At 63.0% G+C, this 23,822-nt stretch carries 27 protein-coding genes; 20 read left to right on the top strand and 7 right to left on the bottom strand.

What is annotated here, in order from left to right; genetic code table 11:
- Positions 1 to 94 precede the first annotated feature (94 nt).
- On the bottom strand, positions 95 to 505 hold the full coding sequence (locus LPJ38_RS03330) for a VOC family protein (RefSeq protein WP_145630559.1): 411 nt from the start codon (positions 503 to 505) through the stop codon (positions 95 to 97).
- Positions 506 to 629: 124 nt separating this feature from the next.
- Between LPJ38_RS03330 and LPJ38_RS03325 the strand changes: the two genes are divergently transcribed.
- From LPJ38_RS03325 to LPJ38_RS03315, 3 genes are all read left to right on the top strand, one after another.
- The gene (locus tag LPJ38_RS03325) at positions 630 to 1,604 is read left to right on the top strand and encodes a Bug family tripartite tricarboxylate transporter substrate binding protein (protein WP_145630560.1); all 975 of its coding nucleotides are present in this window, start codon (positions 630 to 632) and stop codon (positions 1,602 to 1,604) included.
- 80 nt (positions 1,605 to 1,684) lie between these two features.
- A complete protein-coding gene (locus LPJ38_RS03320) occupies positions 1,685 to 1,954 on the top strand; it encodes a DUF3551 domain-containing protein (RefSeq protein WP_145630561.1) in 270 nt (89 codons plus the stop codon).
- Between the two features lie 101 nt (positions 1,955 to 2,055).
- Positions 2,056 to 2,325 carry a DUF3551 domain-containing protein gene (locus LPJ38_RS03315; protein ID WP_231088711.1) on the top strand — a complete coding sequence of 90 codons (270 nt, stop codon included), beginning with the start codon at positions 2,056 to 2,058 and terminating at the stop codon, positions 2,323 to 2,325.
- 12 nt (positions 2,326 to 2,337) lie between these two features.
- Here LPJ38_RS03315 and LPJ38_RS03310 read toward each other — a convergent pair whose 3' ends face one another.
- Entirely contained in the window at positions 2,338 to 3,579 is a 1,242-nt protein-coding gene (locus LPJ38_RS03310) for a S1C family serine protease (protein WP_145630563.1), read from the bottom strand.
- A 200-nt stretch (positions 3,580 to 3,779) separates the two neighbouring features.
- Between LPJ38_RS03310 and LPJ38_RS03305 the strand changes: the two genes are divergently transcribed.
- The 4 genes from LPJ38_RS03305 (at position 3,780) to LPJ38_RS03290 (ending at position 6,151) form a co-directional block, all read left to right on the top strand.
- A complete protein-coding gene (locus LPJ38_RS03305; RefSeq protein WP_145630564.1) occupies positions 3,780 to 4,397 on the top strand; it encodes a hypothetical protein in 618 nt (205 codons plus the stop codon).
- Positions 4,384 to 4,758, top strand: a complete 375-nt coding sequence (locus LPJ38_RS03300) for a winged helix-turn-helix domain-containing protein (RefSeq protein ID WP_167520365.1) — start codon at positions 4,384 to 4,386, stop codon at positions 4,756 to 4,758. Before LPJ38_RS03305 ends, LPJ38_RS03300 begins: the two co-directional genes overlap by 14 nt.
- Positions 4,759 to 4,787: 29 nt before the next feature.
- On the top strand, positions 4,788 to 5,528 hold the full coding sequence (locus tag LPJ38_RS03295; RefSeq protein WP_145630566.1) for a di-trans,poly-cis-decaprenylcistransferase: 741 nt from the start codon (positions 4,788 to 4,790) through the stop codon (positions 5,526 to 5,528).
- A gap of 137 nt (positions 5,529 to 5,665) precedes the next feature.
- On the top strand, positions 5,666 to 6,151 hold the full coding sequence (locus LPJ38_RS03290; protein WP_145630567.1) for a Crp/Fnr family transcriptional regulator: 486 nt from the start codon (positions 5,666 to 5,668) through the stop codon (positions 6,149 to 6,151).
- On the opposite strand, the gene LPJ38_RS03285 is transcribed toward LPJ38_RS03290, so the two are convergent.
- Complete coding sequence (locus LPJ38_RS03285) at positions 6,090 to 6,917, bottom strand: metallophosphoesterase family protein (RefSeq protein WP_145630568.1); 828 nt, start codon at positions 6,915 to 6,917, stop codon at positions 6,090 to 6,092. The two genes, LPJ38_RS03290 and LPJ38_RS03285, sit on opposite strands and share 62 nt — an antisense overlap.
- Before the next feature lie 157 nt (positions 6,918 to 7,074).
- Between LPJ38_RS03285 and LPJ38_RS03280 the strand changes: the two genes are divergently transcribed.
- The 3 genes from LPJ38_RS03280 to LPJ38_RS03270 all read left to right on the top strand — a co-directional run bounded on the left by LPJ38_RS03280 (position 7,075) and on the right by LPJ38_RS03270 (position 8,579).
- Positions 7,075 to 7,764, top strand: a complete 690-nt coding sequence (locus LPJ38_RS03280; RefSeq protein ID WP_145630569.1) for a DNA-3-methyladenine glycosylase I — start codon at positions 7,075 to 7,077, stop codon at positions 7,762 to 7,764.
- Positions 7,765 to 7,787: 23 nt separating this feature from the next.
- Complete coding sequence (locus tag LPJ38_RS03275; protein ID WP_145630570.1) at positions 7,788 to 8,081, top strand: DUF1330 domain-containing protein; 294 nt, start codon at positions 7,788 to 7,790, stop codon at positions 8,079 to 8,081.
- A 204-nt stretch (positions 8,082 to 8,285) separates the two neighbouring features.
- Positions 8,286 to 8,579 carry a hypothetical protein gene (locus LPJ38_RS03270; protein WP_145630571.1) on the top strand — a complete coding sequence of 98 codons (294 nt, stop codon included), beginning with the start codon at positions 8,286 to 8,288 and terminating at the stop codon, positions 8,577 to 8,579.
- Positions 8,580 to 8,714: 135 nt separating this feature from the next.
- Here LPJ38_RS03270 and LPJ38_RS03265 read toward each other — a convergent pair whose 3' ends face one another.
- Positions 8,715 to 10,190, bottom strand: coding sequence for a lipopolysaccharide biosynthesis protein (locus tag LPJ38_RS03265; RefSeq protein ID WP_145630572.1), 1,476 nt, complete (start codon positions 10,188 to 10,190; stop codon positions 8,715 to 8,717).
- A 154-nt stretch (positions 10,191 to 10,344) separates the two neighbouring features.
- On the opposite strand from LPJ38_RS03265, the gene LPJ38_RS03260 reads away from it, so the two are divergent.
- Positions 10,345 to 10,533: a hypothetical protein gene (locus tag LPJ38_RS03260; RefSeq protein ID WP_145630573.1), complete on the top strand. Its 189-nt coding sequence runs from the start codon at positions 10,345 to 10,347 to the stop codon at positions 10,531 to 10,533.
- Positions 10,534 to 10,587: 54 nt separating this feature from the next.
- On the opposite strand, the gene LPJ38_RS03255 is transcribed toward LPJ38_RS03260, so the two are convergent.
- Positions 10,588 to 12,057, bottom strand: coding sequence for a sensor histidine kinase (locus tag LPJ38_RS03255; protein WP_145630574.1), 1,470 nt, complete (start codon positions 12,055 to 12,057; stop codon positions 10,588 to 10,590).
- A 105-nt stretch (positions 12,058 to 12,162) separates the two neighbouring features.
- A complete protein-coding gene (dinB, locus tag LPJ38_RS03250; RefSeq protein ID WP_145630575.1) occupies positions 12,163 to 13,263 on the bottom strand; it encodes a DNA polymerase IV in 1,101 nt (366 codons plus the stop codon).
- 43 nt (positions 13,264 to 13,306) lie between these two features.
- Here dinB and LPJ38_RS03245 point away from each other — a divergent pair, with 43 nt between their 5' ends.
- The 3 genes from LPJ38_RS03245 to LPJ38_RS03235 all read left to right on the top strand — a co-directional run bounded on the left by LPJ38_RS03245 (position 13,307) and on the right by LPJ38_RS03235 (position 15,047).
- Positions 13,307 to 13,750, top strand: coding sequence for a TspO/MBR family protein (locus LPJ38_RS03245; protein WP_145630576.1), 444 nt, complete (start codon positions 13,307 to 13,309; stop codon positions 13,748 to 13,750).
- Between the two features lie 95 nt (positions 13,751 to 13,845).
- A complete protein-coding gene (locus LPJ38_RS03240) occupies positions 13,846 to 14,055 on the top strand; it encodes a hypothetical protein (RefSeq protein ID WP_145630577.1) in 210 nt (69 codons plus the stop codon).
- 722 nt (positions 14,056 to 14,777) lie between these two features.
- The gene (locus tag LPJ38_RS03235; protein WP_145630578.1) at positions 14,778 to 15,047 is read left to right on the top strand and encodes a DUF1488 family protein; all 270 of its coding nucleotides are present in this window, start codon (positions 14,778 to 14,780) and stop codon (positions 15,045 to 15,047) included.
- 313 nt (positions 15,048 to 15,360) lie between these two features.
- Here LPJ38_RS03235 and LPJ38_RS03230 read toward each other — a convergent pair whose 3' ends face one another.
- Positions 15,361 to 15,516, bottom strand: coding sequence for a hypothetical protein (locus tag LPJ38_RS03230; protein ID WP_167520356.1), 156 nt, complete (start codon positions 15,514 to 15,516; stop codon positions 15,361 to 15,363).
- A gap of 791 nt (positions 15,517 to 16,307) precedes the next feature.
- On the opposite strand from LPJ38_RS03230, the gene LPJ38_RS03225 reads away from it, so the two are divergent.
- The 6 genes from LPJ38_RS03225 to LPJ38_RS03200 all read left to right on the top strand — a co-directional run bounded on the left by LPJ38_RS03225 (position 16,308) and on the right by LPJ38_RS03200 (position 22,965).
- Positions 16,308 to 17,579 (top strand): tyrosine-type recombinase/integrase, encoded by a 1,272-nt coding sequence (locus LPJ38_RS03225; RefSeq protein ID WP_145630579.1) that lies wholly within the window; start codon positions 16,308 to 16,310, stop codon positions 17,577 to 17,579.
- An 87-nt stretch (positions 17,580 to 17,666) separates the two neighbouring features.
- On the top strand, positions 17,667 to 18,563 hold the full coding sequence (locus LPJ38_RS03220; RefSeq protein ID WP_145630580.1) for a hypothetical protein: 897 nt from the start codon (positions 17,667 to 17,669) through the stop codon (positions 18,561 to 18,563).
- Between the two features lie 470 nt (positions 18,564 to 19,033).
- Entirely contained in the window at positions 19,034 to 19,225 is a 192-nt protein-coding gene (locus tag LPJ38_RS03215) for a hypothetical protein (protein WP_145630582.1), read from the top strand.
- Positions 19,222 to 19,533 carry a hypothetical protein gene (locus LPJ38_RS03210; protein ID WP_145630583.1) on the top strand — a complete coding sequence of 104 codons (312 nt, stop codon included), beginning with the start codon at positions 19,222 to 19,224 and terminating at the stop codon, positions 19,531 to 19,533. Before LPJ38_RS03215 ends, LPJ38_RS03210 begins: the two co-directional genes overlap by 4 nt.
- A gap of 11 nt (positions 19,534 to 19,544) precedes the next feature.
- A complete protein-coding gene (locus LPJ38_RS03205) occupies positions 19,545 to 22,325 on the top strand; it encodes a DUF927 domain-containing protein (RefSeq protein ID WP_231088568.1) in 2,781 nt (926 codons plus the stop codon).
- A complete protein-coding gene (locus LPJ38_RS03200) occupies positions 22,315 to 22,965 on the top strand; it encodes a hypothetical protein (RefSeq protein WP_145630585.1) in 651 nt (216 codons plus the stop codon). Before LPJ38_RS03205 ends, LPJ38_RS03200 begins: the two co-directional genes overlap by 11 nt.
- The last annotated feature ends 857 nt before the right edge of the window (positions 22,966 to 23,822 follow it).

Genomic DNA, 23,822 nt, shown 5'->3' with positions numbered 1-23,822 from the left:
GCTTGACCCGGCCATCCACGTCTTGCCACTCGAAGAGCGCGGATGCCCGGGACAAGCCCGGGCATGACGGCTGAATAAGGCGCGCGAGCGTGCCTTAGTCCTCATACGACGATATCTCGATCAAACTGCCATCGGGATCCCGGCAATAGACCGAGCGCAGCGTGCCGCGGGCGCCCTGCCTCGGACCCGGTCCTTCCTCGATCGCGACGCCATGGGCCCGCAGATGCGCCACCACCTCGTCGGGGGTGGCGGAGGTGAGGAAGCACAGATCCTCGGCGCCGGCGGTCGGATGATCGGCGGTGAACCACTCCACCTTGTCGGCATCACGTTGCCGGACGTTGATCCTCTGGTTACCGAATGTGAGGAAAGTCCGCGGCGCTTTGCCGCCGCCCGGATCGAACACCTTGACTTCCATGCCGAGAATCTTGCGGTACCACTCCGCGGTCACCGCGACGTCGCTGACATTGATCACGAGATGATCCAGGGCGTGAACCTCGACCGGCATGCCTTATCCTTTCGTCGTGACGCGCCCCGCGCACTTTCCGCACTCCGCAAGCTTTGTTACAACCCCGCCGACGCCGCTTTCAAGACACCGGCCTTTCAAGAACAACACTGGGAGAACCCTTGAGATGATCACTCGCCGTACCGCGCTGGGCCTGCTCGCCGCCAGTCCGCTCGCAGCCACCCCGCTGTCCAGGGCGCTTGCCGCCGATTATCCGGCCCGCCCGGTGAAATGGGTGGTCGGCTATCCGCCGGGCGGCGCCACCGACATCCTGGCGCGGCTGATCGGCCAGCGGCTGTCGGAAAAGCTCGGCCAGCAATTCGTCATCGAGAACAAGCCGGGCGCCGGCAACAACATCGCCACCGAATCGGTCATCAACGCCGAGCCGGACGGCTACACGCTGCAACTGGTCAATCCGGCCAACTACATCAACGCCTCGCTCTACAAGAACCTCAAGTTCAACTTCGTGGAGGATATCGCGCCGGTCGCCTCGTTCCAGCGCGTGCCGAACGTGATGACCGTCAACAAGGACGTGCCGGCGAAGAACGTCGCCGAGTTCATCGAATACGTGAAGGCCAATCCCGGCAAGGTGAACATGGCCTCGTCGGGCAACGGCACCTCGGTGCATCTGTCCGGCGAGATGTTCATGGCGATGACCGGCTGCAAGATGCAGCACGTGCCCTATCGTGGCGCGGCGCCCGCGATCACCGACATGCTCGCGGGGCAGGTGCAGGTGATCTTCGACAACATGCCTTCGATCATCCAGCACATTCGCTCCGGCTCGCTGCGCGCCATCGGCGTCACCACGACGGAACGCTCGCCGCAGCTGCCTGACGTGGCGCCGATCGCAGACACCGTGAAGGGCTATGAGGCGAGCGCGCTGTTCGGCATGGGCGCGCCGAAGAAGACGCCGAAGGACATCATCGCCAAGCTCAACGCCGAGGTCAACGCGGTGATCAAGGAGCCCGACATGGCCAAGCGTCTGGTCGAGCTCGGCGGCGAGCCGCGGGCGCAGACGCCCGAGGCGTTCGGCGAGGAGATCAAGGCCGAGACCGAGAAGTGGCGGAAGGTCGTCGATTTCGCCGGTCTGAAGGTCGAATAGACCGGATAGCAACCTTGCGGCCTTGCCGGCGTTTTCTGGAAGAGACTTCATTCCCGAGGCGTTCGGCAAGGAGCCCGCAGATGCGCAAGGCAATGCTCGCAATGCTCGCGTTGGCTGGATTGGGTATCGGCAGCCTTGCCGGCACCGGTCCAGCGGCGGCTTATGATTATCCTTGGTGTGCCCAGGGCCGAGGCTATGGTTACCCCGGTGAATGCGCCTACCGGACCCTGCAACAATGTCAGGCCAGCGTCTCCGGGCGCCTGCTGACCTGCGGGATCAATCCGCGCGCGGCCTACAATCAGCAGCGGCCATCGCGGCGGTATCAGCACGACTACTACGCGCCCTATTGAGGGCGCGAACCGGCGCCTTGATCCGGATAACGTGACTTGACGCAAGCTGGCAAAAAGAGGCGCTCTGTCCTCGTTGCACTGGAGGACGGACCGTGAGCAGGATTCAACTCGTTCGGGTGGCGCTAGCTGCCATCGGGCTCGCAGCCTTTGCCGGCGTTACGCCGGCCGCGGCCCGCGACTATCCCTGGTGCGCCCAGGGTGGCGAATACGATTATCCCGGCGAATGCGCCTACGGCACCTACGAGCAATGCCAGGCCAGCGTCTCCGGCCGGCTGCTGTTCTGCGACCGCAATCCTCGTTTCGCGTATGGCCTGGATCGGCCGCCGCAACCCCGGCCGCACCGGCGCGCGCGGGCCGTCGCACCGTACTGAAGGTATGAAGGCCTACCGCTTCGCATCGGCTTGTTCCGTGGCATTGCACGAGATCAGCATCGTGTAGGCCCGGGCGTTGGCGGCGATCTCGGTCGTCTTTAGCTCGGCCTTCGGCTCCGCGGTCTGGTAGGGCACCACCGAATTGTCGAGGAAGTCGCGCAGCGCGCCCGTCTTGATGGCGAAGTTGATGTTCTCGGGGATATTGCCGGTCGCGACTGCGATCCGCAGATTGTCGAGTTTTCCCGTGACAACACCGACGATCTGCCCGGTGGTGTCGAATAGCGGGCCACCGCTGTTGCCGGGCTGCACGGGCGCGCTGATCTGCAGAAAACGCGAATCGTTGCGCATGCCGCTCAGCGAGCTCACGATTCCGGTGGTCACGGTGAAGTCGGAGCTCAGCAGCCCGCGATAGGGAAAGCCGATCGCGACGACCGAGTCGCCGGAGCGTATCGAGCGGTCGCGGATTCGGACAAATTCTTTAAACGCCACTGACGACGGCGCCTGTAAAAGGGCGAGATCGTTGGTTGCATCGCTCGATACAACGCGCAAAGCGACCGCGGCCTCACCCGTGAGATTGCCCTTGAGGTCGCTGCAGCCGTCAATCACGTGATGGTTCGTGACGACGTGCCCATTGCCGCTGACCACGAATCCGGTGCCACTCTTGGACTTGGCGGACTTGCTGGCCGGCGGTGACGCCGGCTTGTCCGCCGTGGCCGCCGGCTTCGCAGCCCCCTTCGCGAAATCGCCCGCCTTGCTGAGTCCGTCGGTTTTTACTTTGGTGACGCAGTTCGCCAACGCCGTGATCACAGGACCGGTCGAGGCCAGGTTGAAATTCAAAACCGTGCGGCCGCTCGTCGCGACCATCAGGCTCGCCTTCTGAAACGTCCGCACCACATTGGGCGGCATCACGGAGGTGAGCATGTTCGGCTGATTGGCGGTGGCGAACAGCCGGGCCTGCTCCTGTCCGTCGAAGATGACGTCGATCGCGGCGTTCTCGCCCTGCTTGAAGCGGTAGTTCGGGCTTGCGAAAGCCAGCGTCCAGGTGCCGACAGAATTGTAGCCCACGACGAGGATGACGCCGTTCGCGTAAGGCGTCGTCGCCGCGCAATGCGAGAAAGCGCCGGTCTCATCATTGCTGAAGGCGCCGCCGATCCAGTTGCCGACATTGACACTGCCAAATGGACCCGCGGCCTGCGCGGATCCAGCGACGCTCACCTGCAAAAGGCACACAACGACAAACGACCTAAGCCACATACCAGCCCCCGGGAATGCTTTTGGATCCATCTTATCCGTCGGGACAGGTGTGGCGCAACCGCCAGTTGTCATTCAGGCCCGGACCTCTGCCCCGCATGAGGACTTGCCTTTACTTTGCAGTCCGATATACTTTGCATTACAAAGTTACGGGATCGAGAGTCCCGGAAACGCTCGGTTGGAACGAGGTTTTGGCATTGCCGATGCGCGATCTCGACAAGGCGCTGGCCGACATCGTGGCGATCCGCAGCCAGATTGCCGCCGGCACCGCCTTCCGCGGCTACGGCCCGGCAACCATGGCGGCGACCGGTGCCGTCGCGCTCATCACCGCGGTCCTGCAATCCTGGTGGCTCGACGATCCCACCGCCGAGCCGCTCGCTTTCTTCATCGGCTGGTTCGTTGCCGCCGCGCTCTCCGGCCTGGTGATCGGGATCGAGATGCGCGCGCGCTCGCGCCGCCATCATTCGGGCCTCGCCGATGCCATGATCCACCAGGCGGTCGAGCAATTCCTGCCCGCTGGCGTCGCCGGCGTGCTGCTCGCGGTGGTGATGTGGAAGTTCGCCGCCGAAACGCTTTGGCTGTTGCCCGGTCTTTGGCAGATCCTGGTGTCGCTCGGCATCTTCGCCTCGGTCCGCTCGCTGCCGCGCACCGTTGCGCTCGCCGGCGCCTGGTATTTCGCGTCCGGCTTCGCGGTGGTGGCGCTGGCGAGCCAGACCAAGCTGCTGTCGCCATGGACGATGGGCCTGCCCTTCGTGATCGGGCAGTCGCTGATGGCGGCCATCCTGTATGTCGCGTCGGGAGACCATGATGTCGAAGTCTGACAGCGCGCCCTTCTCGTATGAAGGGCTCGACCGCGTGATCCACGAGAAGGCGAGGCTTGGCCTGATGACCTCGCTGATGGCGCATCCCAAGGGCCTGGCCTTCGCCGATCTCAAGCAGCTCTGCGGCCTCACCGACGGCAATCTCAGCCGGCACCTGGCCGTGCTGCAAGAGGCGGGCCTCGTCGAGGTGACCAAGGGCTATGAGGGCAATCGCCCGCACACCACCTGCCGCCTGACCAAGACCGGCCGCCGCCGCTTCCTCGACTATCTCGCCGTGCTGGAGCGGCTGGTGCGCGATGCCGCCAAGGCCGCCGGCCGCGACGCGCCGCCGCTCGGACGCCTCGGCATCGCATCGACCTGATCATCCCCTTTTTGACCGGAGACTTTGTCATGCAAAGTAACCTCGTGTCCCGCGACGACAAGCTTCACGTCGGCATCATCATGGACGGCAACGGCAGATGGGCGACACGTCGCGGCCTCTCGCGCGTGCGCGGCCATGAGGCCGGTGTCGAGACGATCCGCCGCATCGTGGAGGCCGCGCCCAAGCAGGGCATCGGCACGCTGACACTCTACGCCTTCTCCACCGACAATTGGCGCAGGCCGAAGGTGGAGGTCGCCGCGCTGATGACGCTGCTGCGCTTCTACCTGTCCAACGAGGTGCAGAGCTTGGTCGAGAACGGCGTGCGCCTCACCGTGATCGGCCGCCGCGACCGCCTGCCCGACGGTATCGCCAGCGCGATCGCGCGGGCCGAAGCAGCCACCGCCGACGGCGGTACGCTGCATCTGCGCATCGCGGTCGACTATTCCGCGCGCGATGCCATCCTCAACGCCGCGGCGAAGGCGGCGGCCTTGACCAGCCTCACCCGCGAAGCCTTCTCGCAGCTGGTCACCGGCGAGGCCGGATTGCGCGACGTCGATCTCATCATCCGCACCTCGGGCGAGAAGCGGCTGTCCGACTTCCTGCTCTGGGAAGGCGCCTATGCCGAGCTGCACTTCACCGAGCGGATGTGGCCCGAATTCGACGCGGGCGATCTCGCCGAGGCGCTGGCCGCCTTCCATGGCCGCGAACGCCGCTTCGGCGGCCTCCAGGCGATCATGCCCGAGGAGGTGCCGTCACTTTCTCGCGCGTGAGGCGCATCCGCCGCGCGAGGTGCCGGGCGCGTCGGCCGGCTTGCAGGAAGTCCGAGCAGCCGCGCATCGCGCTCGAAAAACGCTGCAAGCCTCCCCGGATCGTGCTCTACTGCATTCTCGCGGCGGAGGTTCGCAACATGCGCGCAGTTCTGGATTATTGCAGCGGCGGCAAGGAGCGGCAGGTCCAAGCAGGTACGCTTCTCGTCACCGAAGGCGGCACCAGCGGCCATCTCTACGTGCTGATGCAGGGCAAGCTCGAAGTGCTCAAGGGCGAGATGGTGGTTGCCACCGTCACCGAGCCCGGTGCGGTGCTCGGCGAGATGTCGGTGCTGCTGGGCCAGCCGCACACCGCCACCGTGCGCGCCTGCTCCGATGCGGTCGTCTACGAATTCGAGGATGCCGCCTCGTTCCTCGAGAAGGAGCCCGGCGTGGCGCTGTTGATCGCAAAGATGCTGGCGCAGCGGCTCAATGCGGCCAACACCTATCTGGCCGATCTCAAGCGGCAATATGCCGGCCACGGCACGCAGCTGGCCATGGTCGGCGAGGTGCTCCAGAGTATGGTCAACCTGCCGCCGCGGGAGGTTTCGCCAGGCTCGGATCGGCAATCCGATCCAAGGATGTGAGCCAGTCGGGTGGCATCGCGATGGCAGCGGCCGGCCGCTGCAGCGGCGCAGTCAGGTCGATCCATTGTGCTTCACCCGCAGCAAGCCAGAAGGCCTTGTCCGCATCGAAGTCCAGCACGATGTAGGTCGGCGGGCGACCGGGCTGCAGGCCGGCGTTGAAGATCCAGGTCCGGTCCAGCCGGTCGTACCATGATCCATCCTGGATGAAGGGCGATTGGTGCACATGGCCCGAGATCACCATCGATGGCTGGTGCTGCGTGATCCAATGCACCAGCTCGACGTCGCCGAAGAAACGCTTGCCGCCCCAGCTCGTCGGTGACTCCGCCGGCGGGGCGTGATGCACCCAGATCCAGCGCTGCAGCCGGCCGGAAGCGGCGCGACCGAGCTGATCGACGATGCGCTGCCTGACCAGGGGCCCGTCCCACCACGGGCACACCGTGAACATCGCCTCGCCGATGACGAGGCTGTCGCCGTCGCAGGCAATGCCGATCTCGCGCAATTGCGAGATCCAGCGCGAGATCTTCTCGCCGTCGGCATTGCGCTCGTCGAGGTCGTGATTGCCGGAGCAGACGATCACGCGGGTCTGGGCGGCGAGCAGCGCGAGGTACTTCTTCACCACCACGATCTGGGCGCGGAAGTCCACGATCGAACCGATGTCGAGCGCGTCCCCTGCGAAAATCACGAGGTCGAATTGCGCGGCCGCGCTGACCAGCCAGTCGAACTGGGGCAGCGAATAATGCAGATCGGCCACGACCAGGCAGCGCATGGGAGACGTCCGCGAGAGAGTGAAAATGTCAGGGATTCCGGACTTCATGAAGCAAGAAGCGGACCAGCATGCTCGATTTTACCCGCGCAATCACCTCGGGACTGGACCGTATTGTTGAATTCTGATGTCGTAGCGCGCCCTCAACACGGATCTCCGTATGCCCCCCTTCAAGACCATTCGTGCCCGCGCCGAGAAACGCAAGGGTGGGCCCAAGGCGCTGGAGAAGTTGATGCCGGCCAAGCCGGACCTGAAGCGGCTGGCCAAGCTCGGCGACGACCGCATCCTCGCGGAAATGACCAAGCGGGTGTTCTGCGCCGGCTTTGCTTGGAGCGTGATCGACACCAAATGGGACGGCTTCGAAGAGGCCTTCCTGCGTTTCCAGCCGGCCAAGCTCAGCTTCCAGCCTGAGGATTATTGGGAAGGCCTGCTGCGCGATGCGCGGATCGTCCGCAACGGCGCCAAGATCATGTCGGTGCGCGACAACGCCGCCTTCGTCCAGGAGATCGCGAAGGAGCATGGCAGCTTCGGCAAGTTTCTGGCGAAATGGCCGTCGTCCGACGAGGTCGGCCTGCTCGATCTCCTCACCAAGCGCGGCAGCCGGCTCGGCGGCAACACCGGCCAGATGCTGCTGCGCTTCGTCGGCTGGGACGGTTTCGTGACCTCGAGGGACGTCGTCGCTTGCCTGCGCGATGCGGGCCTCGACATCGCCGAGGAGGTGAAATCGAAAGGCGATCTCGCCAAGGTGCAGGCGCAGTTCAACGCCTGGGCTGAGGAGACCAGCCTGCCTTACACGTATCTGTCACGCATCTGTGCGCTGTCGGTCGGCGAAAATAGCAGTGATCATTAGCTCAAGAGAACCAGGAGAACAAAATGGCCAAAGCCTATTGGGTTGCCACCTACCGCGCGATCAAGAATCCCGATGCCATGGCGGCCTATGTCAACGTGTCGCGCCAAGCCATCGAAGCGGCGGGTGGTCGTGTCATCGCGCGCGGAATGCCGGCTGCCGTCTTCGAACTCGGCCAGATGGAACGGGTGGTTCTCATCGAGTTCGACAGCGTCGAGAGTGCCAAGGCGGCGTATGCGAGCCCGGCCTATCAAAAGGCGCACGATCTGCTCGGAGACGGCGCCGACCGCGACATCCGGATCGTCGAAGCCGTCGATTGACGCACCTCTCGGGAGATCGTGTGCATCCTGTGGCAATCCCGTGCCGTCAGCGCGGCGGATGAAACCCGCGATCACGAATTGGATTTCTCAGGAACATTTGTGCGCAGCACCTGTTCGGGAGTCTGAGCCAGGCGCATATCGGCGCAGGGAACGCCCGCTCTGGCTCAGTCCACTGAAACCCGACGTGAAAGAACGGAGCAGCTCATGAAGCTCACATCCGAACAGGTGAAGCAGACCGTCAACCAACTCGGCGCTCAGGTGCTGCCCGACGAACATCCGGCCATGCCGCAGCTCAACAGCATGTTCGGCGAGCACACCTTCTTCGTCGACGAGATGGGCCTCAAGGTCCTCGAGCCCACACCCTCGCTCGGCACCGACCGCCAGAGCGGTGAAGTCGTCAGTCTCGCCGATTGGGGCGACTCCGACTTGACGCGCCTGATGGCGCACGAGCCCGAGCCGACCGGCGTGGTCATCGTGTTCGAGCAAGTGAGGCATTGAGCAGCCCCGAACCGGACGTTTGAGACACGTGCGCCACGGTGACATACGGATCAGTCCCGTGGCGCACGTCCATGGCATGATCGCGACGTGGCAAATCAGATCCGCCGCCTTGCGAACGATCCGGCGCCGATCGCATTACCCGCCACCAATGCTCTGTGCGTAGCGCCGCATTTCTCCGCGACAGGCCGGAAACAGCGCGACGATCGTGAGCGAGACGGCATACGACAGGCCGAAGCAGGCTGCCAAATCGGGAATCCCGCCGATCGAATGCGCGAGCAGCCAGCGATGGAGCAGACACGCAGCTCCGACAGATGCGAGGGCACCGGCGAGATGAGGCCCGATCACTTTCAGGAGGTCTCGATGGCGCACGGGGCCGTTTCGTCCGATCAGCCACCACAGGATGGGCGTGCGTATGCACTCGCTGATCGAATATGCAATGGCGACGCCGACCGGGCCGAACGGCAGTCCACAGATGAAGGCGCCGATGGACGTTGAGACGTTGAACAGGCCCCAGCGCATGTATTCCTTGGCACGGCCCTGACTGAGGAACAGCCAGGTGGCGGGGCTGTTGCTGGTCTGCAGCAGGCCGGCAATGCTGAGCGCGACGAAGATCGGCGCCGCCTCGCTCCATTGGTCTCCCAGCAGAGTTTCGACGAGCGTATCGGCGGAGGCGATCATGAAGGCGACGCCAGGCAGCACGAGGAGGAACGCCGGCAGCACCGCGCGACGAAACGACTCCCGATAGCGTTCAGGCTCCTTCAGCAGGCCCGACAACGTCGGCAGCATGATCCGCACCATCGGGTTGCTGACTTGCTGAAGGGGAAACAGCAGGAGCCGGTAAGCGCGGTTATAGGCGCCGAGCGAGGCTGTCCCCCAGACTTTGCCGATCAGCACCCCGTCCGTGTTGCGGGAAAGGAACTCCGCAAAATTGTAGCCGGTCACGCCGAGCCCGAACGTCAGCATGTCGCGTGCGGCCCTGATCGAGCCGGGTCTCGACGGCAACCATCCCGAACTCAGCCAGGCGCCGCCTGCGAGCATCAGACCCGATGCTAGGCTGCCGGCGAGGATGGCCCAATAGCTGTGATAGACCAGCGCGACCACGACCGAGGTCAGTAGTCCGGTCAGTGCGGCCGCGGATTCCAGGCCTGCCAGCGTCCAGAACCGCATCTGGCGCGTCAGCAACGACAGATGCTGGACGTCGGCGCCGCTGAGCAGCAAAGTGACACTCATGCCCGAGGTCAGTGGCGCCAGATTCGGCACGCTGTAGAACCTGGCGACGAGCGGCGATAGCGCCACCTGGGTGACGGCCAGGGCCGCGCCGACCGAGAGGTTCACCCAGAACAGCGCGCTCAATTCGGTCTGGGTCAATTCGTCCTTCTGCACGGTCGCGTGTCCCAGGCCGAGATCCTGGAACAGCACCGCGAAGGCGAGCACCGGCGAGGCCATCGCGTAAGTACCGAAGTCGATCGGCGTCAGCAGGCGCGAGAGCAGGATCACGGATCCGGTCTGCGTCGCAAGGCGCACGACCTGCGTGACGACTGCGGCGAGCGCACCATTCCGTACCCTCCGAGACTGCTCGTCCTCGGAGAAATGCATGTTGAGTTGAGTCACGATCAGCTCCTCGAGCGGCGAACGACGAAAACTTCAGGCGCAGTTCGAAAGCGAGACGGTGAACCAATGACGTTTCATGTTTTATGATTTCATGCGAGGCGCGCTTCATGCATGTGCGATCAATCGGACGCCGCTCATGCGCGGATCGCCGCGCATGAGTGACGTCGAACTTGTCGCGCGTGAGCAACGCCGCGAAACGCTGACGACTATCCGTCAGTACGTGTCATTTGAATGGCGCGAGCAAAATGCGTGCGCAAAAAGATTCGCACCGATTGTGCATGAACGAGAAGCAATGAAATGCAAACGGTGCGTCGAAGAAATCGAGGCTGGTCTGTCAGGTTGATGTCAGACACTGCCTCGAAGATCGTCAAAGGAAGACAGTCTGCCTGCCATGCAGTCATTGGGAACTGCTCGCAATGGCGTCAGGTCTCGCCTGTTTGCTATTGTCCTGTAACGCTCCTTCGACGGGAATCTCGATGACGATCCGAGTGCCCGGACCCGCCTTGCTCTCGAGTCGCAAGCGCCCGTTGAGCGATGAGCTGACCAGATTGAATGCGATATGCAGTCCCAGGCCGGCATTGCCCTTCTCGCGGCTTGTCGTGACGAATGGATCGAACACATGCGCCTGCAGGTGCTCGGGGATTCCGACGCCTTCGTCGGCACAGACGAGACGGACTGATTTCGAATCCGTCTGGCTGACCGTGATGACGAACCTACCGCCCTTCTTGTCGGGGTAAGCGTGCCCGGCCGTGTTGAGAGCGAGGTTGCTGATGACCTGCGCGAGCGCCCCGGGGTAACTGTTGAGCGTAATTCCCGCCGGGCATTGCACCTCGACCGTCAGGCCATGATGCGACAGCAACGGCCCGAGCTTGGACGTCAACTCCGACAGCCAATCGCGAAGCTCGAAGCTGCGCCGGTCCTCGTCGGCCTGGTGCACCGCGACCTGCCTGAAACTCTGCACCATCTCGGAGGCGCGGTGCAGGTTCTCGAAGGTCAGGTTGAGCCCCTGCTTGAGCCTGTCGATTCCCTTGGTCATGTCGGATCGCCGAACCGACGCTCCGCCCAAGGCGTCGGCCATTGTCTGCAGGTCCGCCTGCATGGTCGTCGAGGTCGTCAAGGCAATGCCCAGCGGGGTGTTGACCTCATGCGCGACGCCGGCCACCAATTGTCCGAGCGAGGCGAGCTTCTCGGCCTGCACGAGCTGCTCCTGGGTCGCGCGCAGCTCGCGCAGCGATTTCTCCGAGCGTTCCTTCTCGCGCTGCAGCGCCTCGGCCGTCCGGAATTGCTTTCGCGCCCGGAATTCGCGCGCAGCCACGGCATAGAGCGATAACGCGTAGGCGTTGCCGACGAGCGAGTGATTGATGAAGCTCAAGCCCGCCGGCATCGTCTCGGCGAATGTCTCGGCGACCAGCAGTGCCGTCGACGAGAGCAGGCAGAAGATCGCCAGCGAGCCGATCCGCAAGGGCAGCATGGTCGAGACGAACAAGATGATCATCATCATGCCGGGCGCGGCAAAGGTGAAGCCCGACGGCAGGAAGAGGTAAATGCTCGGCAGGATGCAGCCGGGAATGACGCAATAGACGAGGAAGATCGTCTCGGCCCAGGGCTTCATCCTGCGCCGCGACAGCAGCGCGGTCAGCGGCAGCAGGATGAAGAGGGCGGTGCCGCCGCGGATGGCGAGCGTGGTCGGAACCACCTCCGGATACAGCACCCAATCCCACAGCGTGTAGCCGGCATAGGTGGCCGCACCCAGCAGCATCGCGATCTGCGTCCAGCCGAGACTGCCTCGGACGTACTGGTCGACGAACCGGCGTTCCTCGATGCGGTCTTCGAAGCGAAGACCGAGGCGTATCAATAAAGCAAGCATCCCAGCATCAATCGCGAAAAAGCGTGTTTTGGTGTCTCTACGACAGGTTTTGGGCCGCGTCGCGGACAAAGATGTCGCGTTTGGCGGGGGAGCCAGCCGGCTCGGTCAAATGCCGAGTGTCAGCTGCGGCTCGGCCTCGTCGCCGGCCTGCAGCGCGGACAGCGAGACGCCCAGCAGCCTGACGCGCTTGGGCAGCGGCATCTCGATTTCGAGCAGGCCCAAGGCCAGCCGTTCCAGATCGTCCCGCCTCGCAACCGGCAGCGCGACGGACCTGCTGCGCGTGATGATCTCGAAGTCGGCGAACTTGATCTTCAGGGTGACGGTGCGGCCCCGATTGCCGGTCGCTTCGCAGTGACGCCAGACCTTGTCGACCAGGGGCCTGAGCTCGGTGGCGAGCGCGTCGAGTGCGTCGAGGTCGGTCGAGAACGTGTTCTCCGCCCCAATCGACTTGCGGATCCGGTTGGCCCGGACCGGGCGCTCGTCGACGCCGCGCGAGATCCAGTAGTAATACGCGCCCGACTTGCCGAAATTCGCGTTCATGAAGTCCAGCGTCTGGTTGCGGATGTCGAGACCGGTGAACAGGCCGAGCGCGTTCATCTTCGCGGCGGTCGCGGGACCGATGCCATGGAACTTGCCGACCGGAAGCGTCTCGACGAAGGCGGGCCCCATCTCCGGCGAGATCACGAACTGACCGTTGGGCTTGCGATGGTCGGAGGCGAGCTTGGCCAGAAACTTGTTGTAGGAGATGCCCGCCGAGGCGTTGAGACCGGTCTCCGCCTTGATCTTCTCGCGGATCTTCAGCGCGATGTCCCGTGCCAGCGGAATGCCTTGCAGGTTCTCCGTCACGTCGAGATAGGCTTCATCCAGCGACAACGGCTCGATGATATCAGTGTGCTCGGCGAAGATGTCGCGGATCTGCCTGCTGATCGCCTTGTACACCTCGAAGCGCGGCTTGACGAAGATCAGATCCGGACATTGCCGCTTCGCCGTCACCGATGGCATCGCCGAGCGCACCCCGAACTTGCGCGCCTCGTAGCTCGCGGCCGCGACGACGCCGCGCTCCGCCGAACCTCCGACTGCGACCGGCTTTCCGCGCAGCTCCGGATTGTCGCGCTGCTCCACCGACGCATAGAAGGCATCCATGTCGATGTGGATGATCTTGCGCACGGGCGATGCGTCGCCGGTCATCGTGTCGGAATCGCTCATGCAGAGATGATACAATCGGGCGAAGGGAAGCGCGAGGTGAGGGATGCTGCAGTTGTTGGTCTTCGTGGCGGGCGTGGTCGGCATCGGCTGGCTGATTGGCGCCACCAACCTTCCCGGCGCGTGGTATGCGGGCCTCGCCAAGCCGGACTTCGTGCCGCCGAACTGGGCCTTCCCGATCGCCTGGACCGTTCTCTACGTCATGATCGCCATTGCGGGTTGGCGGACCTTTCGCCGTGAACCCAGCGGCAAGGCGATGCTGGCCTGGGCGACGCAGATGGCGCTGAACTTTGCCTGGTCTCCGGTCATGTTCACGATGCACCAGATCGGCGCCGCACTCGTCATCCTCATCGGCCTGTTCGTCGCGATCGTGGCTTACATCGCTCTGGAGCTGTCACGCGACAGGCTCGCCGCCGCCCTGTTCGTGCCCTACGCAGCCTGGGTCGCGTTTGCCGGCGTGCTCAATGCGGCGATCTGGCGTTTGAACTGAGGCGTTCACCTGAGAGTTCTTCAAAGAAGAATCTCAGGCTTGTGAGTGGCAAGCATAGCCGCGCGACCTCATATGGGGTCGCGGAGGACAAGCCAATGCAATACAGCTCCGAGCTCATTCACACGATGCGTCAAGCGCTGGAAACCGTGATGGCGAGCGTACCGGCCCATCAATCGGTGTTCGGCCTGAAGGCCGCCGTCGCCGAATGCATCCTGAACGCGGCCGCACACGGCCAGACGTCATATGACGGGCTGGTGACGACGGCGTCCGACCAGATCCAGGCGATTGTCGCGATGCTGACGTGAGGGGCGTTTGTATTTTCCGGGCAGCCTTTCGCGATTCAGGATCTCGCTCACTGATCGCGAAAATGGAACTCGACGCCGACCTAAGCCTAGATGAGATATCGCGATAGCTCTTCGCTGTGAGGCGGCCGGTCTCCGCGAGATCCTTTAATCGCCGCGCGAATAGCGAGGAGGTCGCGATTCGCTCCTCATCTCCTAAGGCGTCTATCCATTCCGCATCGTCACCTTTCTATAGCGGCACATCTGCGATGAGCGGCGTCTTGGCTAGGGTATCATAACTGCCGGCCGCCCGCGCTTCCTAGGCGTCCAGCCGTCGCCGTGCCGCGAACCGGCGCGATCCGAATGCGAAAGTCGTCGCGCATCGTCGCCTCGAGCTCGTCCACTGTATACGTGCGCCAGCCCAGAGCACGCGTGATCTCTCTCATCCGCTGCGTGTGCGCTGCTCTCTCGAGGTCAGTCAGCGTGGCCGGGTACTCGCCGAACTTGTAATCGAGATAATCCTCCCCAGCGTAGTCGTGCGCCCCGCAGAAGCGCGCCGGTGTCGGCCACCTTCAACGCCCCCGCGGCGACCAAGCATCATGCGTCATCTGGGTGCGCTCCATCTCCTGAAGCGTGGTCTGCTGCATCCGCACAGCGTGGATTTGGCAGGCGGCTTCACAGTCGAACCCTTGTGAGGAACGACAGAACCTACCAAAATCGAGGGATTGCCTATTGGAGATTTCAAAATGCCCCTTACTACCGACCCGTCTCGCGATATCGAATTCCGGCTTTTCGAAGGTATCGCGTTTGCGATGTTCGACAGCGAACAGCGCGTCCTTTGCTTCGTCACCTGGGCTGCCTTGCTCGATCGCGCTGCAAAGGATGGGACCCGTCAAACGGACGTCAGAGGCACGTTCGAGCAGTACCGCTGGAAAATCGAACTGATCGCGAGCAGGAACTACGACCAGGGGGAAACCAGGCCTGTGATCCGCACCGAGCAGCTCACCCCGCGCTAAGGGCTCCTGCGGATTTATGGCTCGCGACCCCAGGCAGCAGAGATGTGGCCGTCGTGAAAGCCATCCTGGACGTCATTGTCCAATACGCTGTTCCTCCGGCGGGTAACAGGCAAATAGCTGTGGCGACCGGCATCAGGCCGGCCGCTTGCATCCAGTCGTTGCCTTCCAATCCTCCGGCAAATCGTTCCGCGCACCAACTCGGTTGTTCGGTGTCTGATCGCTGATCTGCGCATGGTCACGATCGGCACAGAGCGAGGGGGCTGCGGCCCAGAGAACGACGGGCGGCAAGCCCTCCGATTCACACTGGCGGCGCCTAGCTCATCGAGAGGGCCTTGGTTGGCGGTGCAAACCGATCTGAGAATGTTGCGGCTTTTGCATCCCGGGCTGCGGAAACGGCGGCGGAAATAAACGTCGAACATCCGATCGTTGCCAGCGCCAGGAGAGCCGCACCAAAAATCAGGCTACGCATCTGAGCCTCCGTAGACGTGTCACCACAGCATCGGATTGTATTGTTTCAGTTTCGCTTCACGGGCCGCCCTAAGTGGTTTCGTACACGCGGCCGTGAATCGAACGCTGCCGGGCTCGAAATTGGTGTCCCGGCAGCGTTTCCATTCTCGAACTGAGCGCTGAAATCCCAGTTAGCCCAGCTTTAGCAAGGCTCATGCCATAGGTGCCTGACGAGACGCAAAACGGCCTCAAGCAGGTTCCGGGGCTGGCTCGGACGCTGAGGCCGTTCGGCGCGGCCCCAAAGAGACCCGCATTGCATATTTCTGCCGATCGTTGCCAGATTCGCAAGGAATACTTGGACCAACCGTACATTATCTGCCGGGCCGGGGGCAGCATCAAATGATAGACCCAAACCTGCCGAGAGACGGCGCCGGCTCGCAACTCCGCGGCTCTGTTGGCCTTATGCTTCGAGAACCCGAGAGCCAACAAACGTCCCCCCACTGCTGAAGGAAGCGGTGGACGAAGCCACGCAAGCCTTCACCGATCTTGTGAGTGCTTACCTGGAGTTCTTCGAGAAGAATGAGGAGCTGAGCAACTAGTTGATTTACTGGCGCACCCGACACGATTCGAACGTGTGACCTTTGCCTTCGGAGGGCAAAGGTGGGGAAATTGCCCCTGCTTACCTGAAATGCCTTGGAATTGCTGATCCCCACATATAGGCTAAAACTAGCCTGATTTGGGGGGCTACGGTCGTTACTCCGAATTTCCCTCGTTTTCCGGCGTCTGCTTACCCAGTGCTTACCCGAGGGAAAGTTGCCGAAGCTGACGATACGCACTGTCGATGCGGCGGAAACGACCGGCAAGGATCTGTTCCTCTGGGAGGAGGAGTTGCCGGGGTTCGGCCTGCGCGTCAAGAAGAGCGGCGCGAAGTCCTTCGTAGTGCAATATCGGAACGCGAACGGCCGCAGCCGACGGCTTACTCTGGGCCGGTATGGCGTCCTCACCCCTGAAGAAGCTCGCCGCGACGCCAAGCTGGCACTGGCGGATGCTGTCCGCGGCGCAGATCCGGTGGAAACCAAGAAGCTGGCCCGCGGCGCAATGACCGTCGAGGAACTCTGCCGGGAATACCTCGACAAGGCCGAGCGTGGCCTGATCCTGACCCGCCGGGGCGAGATTAAAAGCAAGACGACGCTGTACAGCGACAAGGGTCGCATCGAGCGCCACATCATCAAGCTAGTCGGCAAGAAGACCGTGAAGGGCTTCACCTCGACAGACGCGAAGGGGCTCCAACGTGACATCATCGCCGGCAAATCCGCGGCCGACGTGAAGACCAAAACCCGGGGCCGGGCGATTGTGACTGGTGGGAGAGGGACCGCGGCCAGGACGATGGGCCTTTTGGGCGGCATCTTCAGCTATGCCGTCGACGAGGGCTATCGGCCCGACAATCCGGTGAGCGGCATTCGGCGTCCGAAAGATCAAACCAGAGAGTGGCGCCTAGATGACGCCGGGTATCGCCGCTTGGGTAAGTGCCTCGCCACCGCCGAGGCCAATGGCGAGCACTGGCAGCGGGTCCTTGCGAGCCGGACGTCCGCCATGACGGGTTGCCGATTGGACGAGGTAGAGGGATTGCTGAAGACCGAAGTCGACACCTCCGGAATGGCCCTCCGCCTGGGCGACAGCAAGACCGGCAAGAGTATCCGCCCTGTCGGGCCCGCCGTTATCGCGGTCCTGAAGGTGGCGATGGCCAAGTCTAAGTCGAAGTATGTGTTTCCTGCCATCACGACCGAGTCGAAGCACCATACCGGATTGACGCGATGGCTTCAGAAAGTGTCTGCGAAGGAAGTGCCTGGCATCACCAGCCACGGTCTACGCCACTCCTTCAGTTCCACCGCCGAGGATCTTGGCTACACCATACCAACGATCAAGGCCCTCATCGGCCATTCCAAGTCGGGCAATGTGACGATGGGCTACATTCACAAGATCGATTCGGCGCTGCTCGCAGCTGCCGACCGGATCGCAAGGCACATCGATGACGCCATGAACGGGAAGAAACAGAGCAAGGTCGTCCCGTTTCGGAAGGCCTGACCCATCGGCGCGGCTAGGGTAGCTCCCGAAAAGCTGGTCCGCACCAGCCTGCCGCGTCGTCATATGCGGAGCACAAGCGGAAGTGCGATGAGTCTCGAGCTGATTCAGAAACAACTCAGCATGAGGGCTGAGTTCTGGAAGAAGTCACTAGGTTGGCCCAAAGACGATACCTCATACGTCTTTCTGGGCCGCGCGGTACATGTGATCGGCAGATCGATGTTCGGATCTGACTGGACTGGTGATGAGCCGTGTATCGACCCATTGCCGAAGCTCACAGTCTTTCCGGAGAGGTCGGGTTGGCGTGCTCGCTTGGTCCATGATCTGCTCGTCAAGCACCATCCGGAATACAACCGACAGCCTCCTAAGCCCTACCAGCAGTCGTTCGAGTTTTCTGGGAAGGAGTGGATGGATGCTGTGACGATTGTAGAAAGGTTAAGACAGGAGCAAGCACCCCGCCTACGTCGTCTCATTCAAGTGCAGGACCGGATAGTGCAGCTTGCAGAGGCGAGCTTCCTGATCACAGCAATTCGCGAGAAGGCTGGCGGCGATCCGACACCCATCCCTAGATCGTGGTGGAAATCAGAGCGCATTCGTGACCGGTTCGACCTGTGCCAGTTGAGACCAGATGATCCATACAATCTCGGGATCGGTAGTGACCCCTTCCAATGGATTTTCGTCACTCGCGAAAGCCTGATGAGTTGCGCTCCTGGCGGCCTCGCCGACGATTGGCAAGCTCCCAAGCCTGTCACTACGTCAACCGTTCCTCCTCCAACAGAGGAGCCCACAAAAGCTCGCCCCCGTCTGCCTGCGGGGAAGATCGAGCCCGCCTTCCGGCATTGGCGAGAGCAGCAGCCAGAGGGCTATATCCCAACTGAGGAGCAGGACGTCGCCCACATGCAGGCACTGGGCGTCGGGCGCGACAAGGTCCGCGAACTCCGCAAGAAGTTCCCTCGCAGGAAGCGCGGCGAGACAAGGTCCAGATAGCTGCGACCAAATAGGCGGCTAATGCGCGGGCCAAATCCGCAGCGATTTCAGTCGCGTATCTTTACCGCGGATTTCTCGATGCTCCATTTACCTCGCGCCCACGGAGATTGATCCGTGATTATGCGAGACCACAATGGACACTGAAGAAGCACATCTCACTGAGCGCCACCTTCGAAGGAAGGATGCCGCCAAGTACGTTACCGACACGTACAACGTTCCCTGCTCCCCCAAGACGCTCGCGAAGTTAGCCTGCGTCAGCTCGGAAGGGCCGCCCTTTCGGCTCGCTGGGCGCTTCCCGCTTTACCCCGTCTCCGGCCTCGACGCCTGGGCACAGAGGAAGATCGGACCGCTGGTCAGGTCCACCTCTGAGCTTCGCGTCGCCTGACACCATCCCTCAAAAGAAAACCCGGCTGCACGATCCGTATCTTGGCGGATCTGATCGTGCGCACCGGGCTTCCAGGAAATCGTACATGAAAAGACATAGCAAACGCATCCGGCAATCTCAATCCGTTTCTGACCTGCCGCTCTTCTCGTGGCGCGTCACCGTCCTGACGCCGAGCAGCCAAGCCGGCCTGTTCGTAGCCCGCCGCTACCGCGTGCACCCGGCCTTCGCTGATCTGATCGCCAACCTGGCCGGTCTCGGAAGCGAGGTGCAGCAATGAGCTATCCCGATAGCCCCGGCTTCAAAGCCGTCGGTCCGAGCAGCGAGGCGGCGCGGCAACTGACGGAGCGTGCCACCACCGTTCGCGAGCGCGTCCTCGAGTTCCTGCGATCGGAGCATCCGGCGAGTTTCACGCCGGACCAGATCGCTGCTCGTCTCGAGATCAGCTTCCTCAGTGTCAGGCCGCGGGTCTCCGAGCTCCACCTGCAAGGTGAGATCGAGCCAGACGGCACGCGATGCAAGAACGTGTCTGGCATGTCGGCCCAGTGCTGGCGAGCCGCAAAGATTTCAGCGGGAGAGCTCCGCTAATGGGAACGATCATGAATAGCTTCAACAACGCCCAGCGCGTCGATTTCAAGGCTGTCAGCTCGGCGGCCCTCGGTGCATTGGATTTCGTTATCCCCCAGCTGCTGCCCGGCGGACGGCGCGAATCCGGGGAGTGGGTTGCGCGAAACCCGACCCGGAACGACGGGAAGCTGGGCAGCTTCAAGGTCAACCTGAAGAGCGGCGTGTGGTGCGACTTCGCCACCGGCGACAAGGGCGGCGACGTCATCGACCTCAAGGCGTACCTCGACGGTAAGTCGAAGCTGGATGCGGCGCGGGATCTCGCGTCGATGTTGAACGTCCAGTCTGCTGGTTCGACCAACCTGACCGGCAACGTGGGCGATCCCCAACCGAAGGCGACCGCGAACGTCGCAGCGACGCCGGCCGAGGCCAAAGACGCGCCGGTCCTACCCGCGCGGACGAAGCCGGATGACGACGGCAAGCCGCGCTTCATGGTGGCGGGTGACGAGGGGCCGCGCCCGCGTGACAACGAGAAGCGACGCCACATCTACAAGCGCGGCGGCGTGCCTGTTCGCATCAAGATCATGACCAAGGGCGAGCAGAGGGCCTTCAACGCCTATCGCGTTGCAGACGTCGATGGCACCACGGGCTGGCAGTATCGCAAGCCCGATGGCTACAAGTCCGTCCCCTATCTGGCGGGTGATCTCGACAGCTCCAGCACGGTCTTCTGGCCCGAGGGCGAGAAGGACGTCGATTCCGTCGGCAAGCGCGGCGGCTGCGCCATCACGTTCGGCGGCGCCGGCGATGGGTTGCCGGCCGGGTGCGAGCAGTACTTCGCGGGCAAGCACCTCGTGATCCTGGCCGACAACGATGACGAGGGATCGGATCACGCTGATGCAAAGGCGGCGCTCGCCTTAGGCGTGGCTGAGACCGTGCGTGTCGTGCGGTTCCCAGAACTGGAGAAGAAGCAGGACGTCTCCGACTGGTTCGAAGCCGGGCACTCATTTCAGGATCTCGAGGATAGGGTTCGGGGGACCGAGGAATGGAAGCCGGCGGAAGAGCTGAGCCGGGAGGAGGAGCACATCCAGGCCCGGGCCGAGAAGAAGTCGGCCCTGCCGGCTGGCTATAGCTTCTCCGATCGGGGACTGATGTGGAGCAATCCGGACGATCTGGACAAGCCCGCGATCTTGGTTGCCGGCCACTTCGACGTCGCGGCGGAGACCCGTGACACGGATGGCGCAAGCTGGGGCGTGTTGTTGCGCTGGCGCGATCACGACGGCCGCGAGCACCAGTTTGCGTTGCCGCGGGCAACCTTGGCGGGGGACGGGTCGGAGGCGCGGCGGATCCTGATGGATGGCGGGTTCTTCATCTCGCCCAGCAACACCGCTCGCAACCTGTTCAACTCATTCCTGCTTCAGGTGCGATCGCCGAAGCGCGCTCGGGCTACCCAGCGCGTGGGCTGGCACGGCAACTCGTTCGTCATGCCAGACGAGTGCTTCGCCGTTGACGATCGAGACCTCCTGCTGCTGCAGAGCGCGTCTGCCCACGAACACCCGTTCCGGCAGGCGGGCAGCCTGGAGAGCTGGCAACAGAACGTAGCTCGGTACGCGGTCGGCAACAGCCGGCTCGTGCTGGCGCTGTCCGCTGCCTTCGCAGGGCCGCTGGTCGGCCCGTGCGCAGCCGAGGGTGGTGGCATCCACTTCAAGGGCGCCTCATCGACGGGCAAGAGCACGGCCTTGCATGTCGCCGGCAGCGTCTGGGGCGGCGGTGATACCAATGGCTACATCCGCTCATGGCGATCGACGGCCAACGGCCTGGAGGGCGTCTCACTCGCGCACTGCGACACGTTGCTGTGCTTGGACGAACTGTCCCAATTGGCGGCGAAGGATGCCGGCGAAGCCGCCTACATGCTTGCGAACGGCTCGGGTAAGTCCCGCAGCACGCGGGACGGCTCGGCCCGTCGGGCCGCGAAGTGGCGCGTCCTCTTCCTGTCGTCCGGTGAAATCGGGTTGTCTGACAAGGTTGCCGAGGATGGCCGTGGCAAGCGCCTGGCGGCCGGTCAGCAGATCCGGATCGTGGACGTGTCGGCCGATGCCGGCGCTGGCATGGGGATGTTCGAACAGCTGCACGGGTTCACCTCGCCGGACTCGCTTGCGGTTCACCTGAAAACCGCGACCCAGCAGCACTACGGCGTCGCCGCGAGGCAGTATCTCGCGGCCATCGTTCCGCACATCGAGGACATCCGAAAGACGGTGAAGGAAGTCGTGAAGAGCTTCTGCGACACCTATGTGCCGTCAGGAGCGGACGGACAGGTTGGCCGAGTGGCCCAGCGCTTCGGGCTGATCGCTGCCGGCGGCGAGATCGCGACCCTGTACGAGATCTCGCCTTGGTCGCGGGGAGACGCCGTGAAGGCAGCAGCCCTGTGCTTCGAGCAATGGCTCGCAGCACGCGGCGGGCATGAAGCCGCCGAGACGGCCGCTGGTATGGAGCAGGTGAGGACCTTCCTTCTGAAGGACGGGATGTCACGCTTCATCCCCGCGTGGGAAGAGCACCCGCCCAAGGGGATGCAGGCGCGCGATGTCGCCGGCTTCAGGCAGCAGATGGGCGATGGATGGGACTTCTACGTCACCACCACGGCGTGGAAGGAAATTTGCGCCGGTCTCGACCCGCGGCGTGTGGCGGCGACGCTGAGGCAGAAGGGCTACATCGAGGGCGAAGGCTCCCACACGGCGAAGTCAGTCCGGGTGCCCGACCACGGGAAGATGCGCCTCTATCACATCCGCTCGACCTTCCTGGAGGATGCGAATGAAGCATGACTTGCAAGCCTTCTCCCAGGACATCGTGGCCCTCATGAAAATGAGTGGGGACAGCGGTGGCAGTGGGGACACTTCCGAGAAGCCCCTGCTGCACAACGACTTTTTTGTCCCCACTCGCGAAACGATCGTGTCCCCACTCAAAAACGAGTGGGGACAGTGCCCGACGACGAGAGGGGACAGAAAAACGTCGGAATTTGAGTGGGTTACGCCGGGTGTCCCCAGTGTCCCCACTGCCACCACTAATTTTGAAGAGGAGCGAAACGCGCAAGTCTTCGAGGGCAACGCAGCCGGATGGCATGCAATTCTGCAGGAGCTGAAACGAATGCAAGCACCCGAGTGGGCCGGCGCAGATCGATGGTCCCAGGTGGTCGGCGACGCCGATTGCTTCCTATCAAACTGGGATCGCGCCGCTTGCGATCTCGGCTGGACCGCTCTGGAGCTGTTCGGTGTCCATCCCGTTGCGCCGGGATGCCGGTACGACGCAATGGGCCTGACGATGCTGCTTGGTGGCGGGACCGTGTTCGTATTGACCGAGCAGACGGCGGCTTTCCGGCGGCCGTCGGGGTCGAACCTAACGTATCGACGTAAGCCGATGTCCGGCGCTGTACTCCTGTGTGGAGGTCAGCATGCAATCCGCTGAGCAGACAACATGGCGGGTGCTCACACCGTACGATCCCCGGGAGGGCATCAGCCTCGCCGTGGCTGCGAAGCGCGCTGGCAAGTCGGAGACTACGATCCGGAATTGGTGCCCTCAGCATGGTCTCGGGCGTCGTGTCGGGGGTGGCGTTTGGGTTGTCAGCCAGGTCGCGCTGGCGATGTTTCTGGATGGCGATATGGCGGCTCTCGCCGCTTACCACGCGGGCGACCATTCGAGCTCGGAAGTTGCTCAGTACTTCGAACGCTTCGGTCTGCGAAAGTCCCAGCGACGGTTGAGCCAAGAGATAAGAGAGCCAATGCGCTGAACTTCACCACTCGCAATGGCTGTCCACGCTTAGTCGCATGGATGCGATATGCGGTGCATACCCTGCCATACAGGCTTTCATTGCCGTTTGAAATGTTGCCCAAGCCGCGGCACCATTCGACATTAGACCGGCCAAACCCGCTGCTGCTGCAGCCGTCTCTCCACAACTCCTGATTTTTGACTGAACTTCGTTCCAAACTTCGGCCGGAGCGCTTACGTCGGCGGTCACCTTGCCGGTAAGGGTTTGGCGAGCTGACTCGAGTCCGCCCTTGGGCCAAGTGTTTCCGTAGTCATCCTTGTAACTTCCGACTCTAGTGCACGGCGGCAGGTCCATCCAGCCGCTCCAAACGGTTTCTTCGTCTTCTATATGTCCGCGCGCCTTCGGGACATTCGCTGGCCCCCCGCGCCCGCAATTCGGATCAGCTCGTGAGCAGGCGGGAGTAGTCGGCGTCAATGACCACCCGGTTCGCATGCGGCCATCACATAAATTACCGATTGATTGTCTGGGTGCGATGGACGCGGTAGCTCCAGTACTA

The sequence above is a fragment of the Bradyrhizobium daqingense genome, assembly GCF_021044685.1.
GTDB lineage: Bacteria > Pseudomonadota > Alphaproteobacteria > Rhizobiales > Xanthobacteraceae > Bradyrhizobium > Bradyrhizobium daqingense.
The sequence above is the reverse complement of the archived record's forward strand: the minus strand, read 5'-3'. Positions and strand labels throughout refer to the sequence as shown.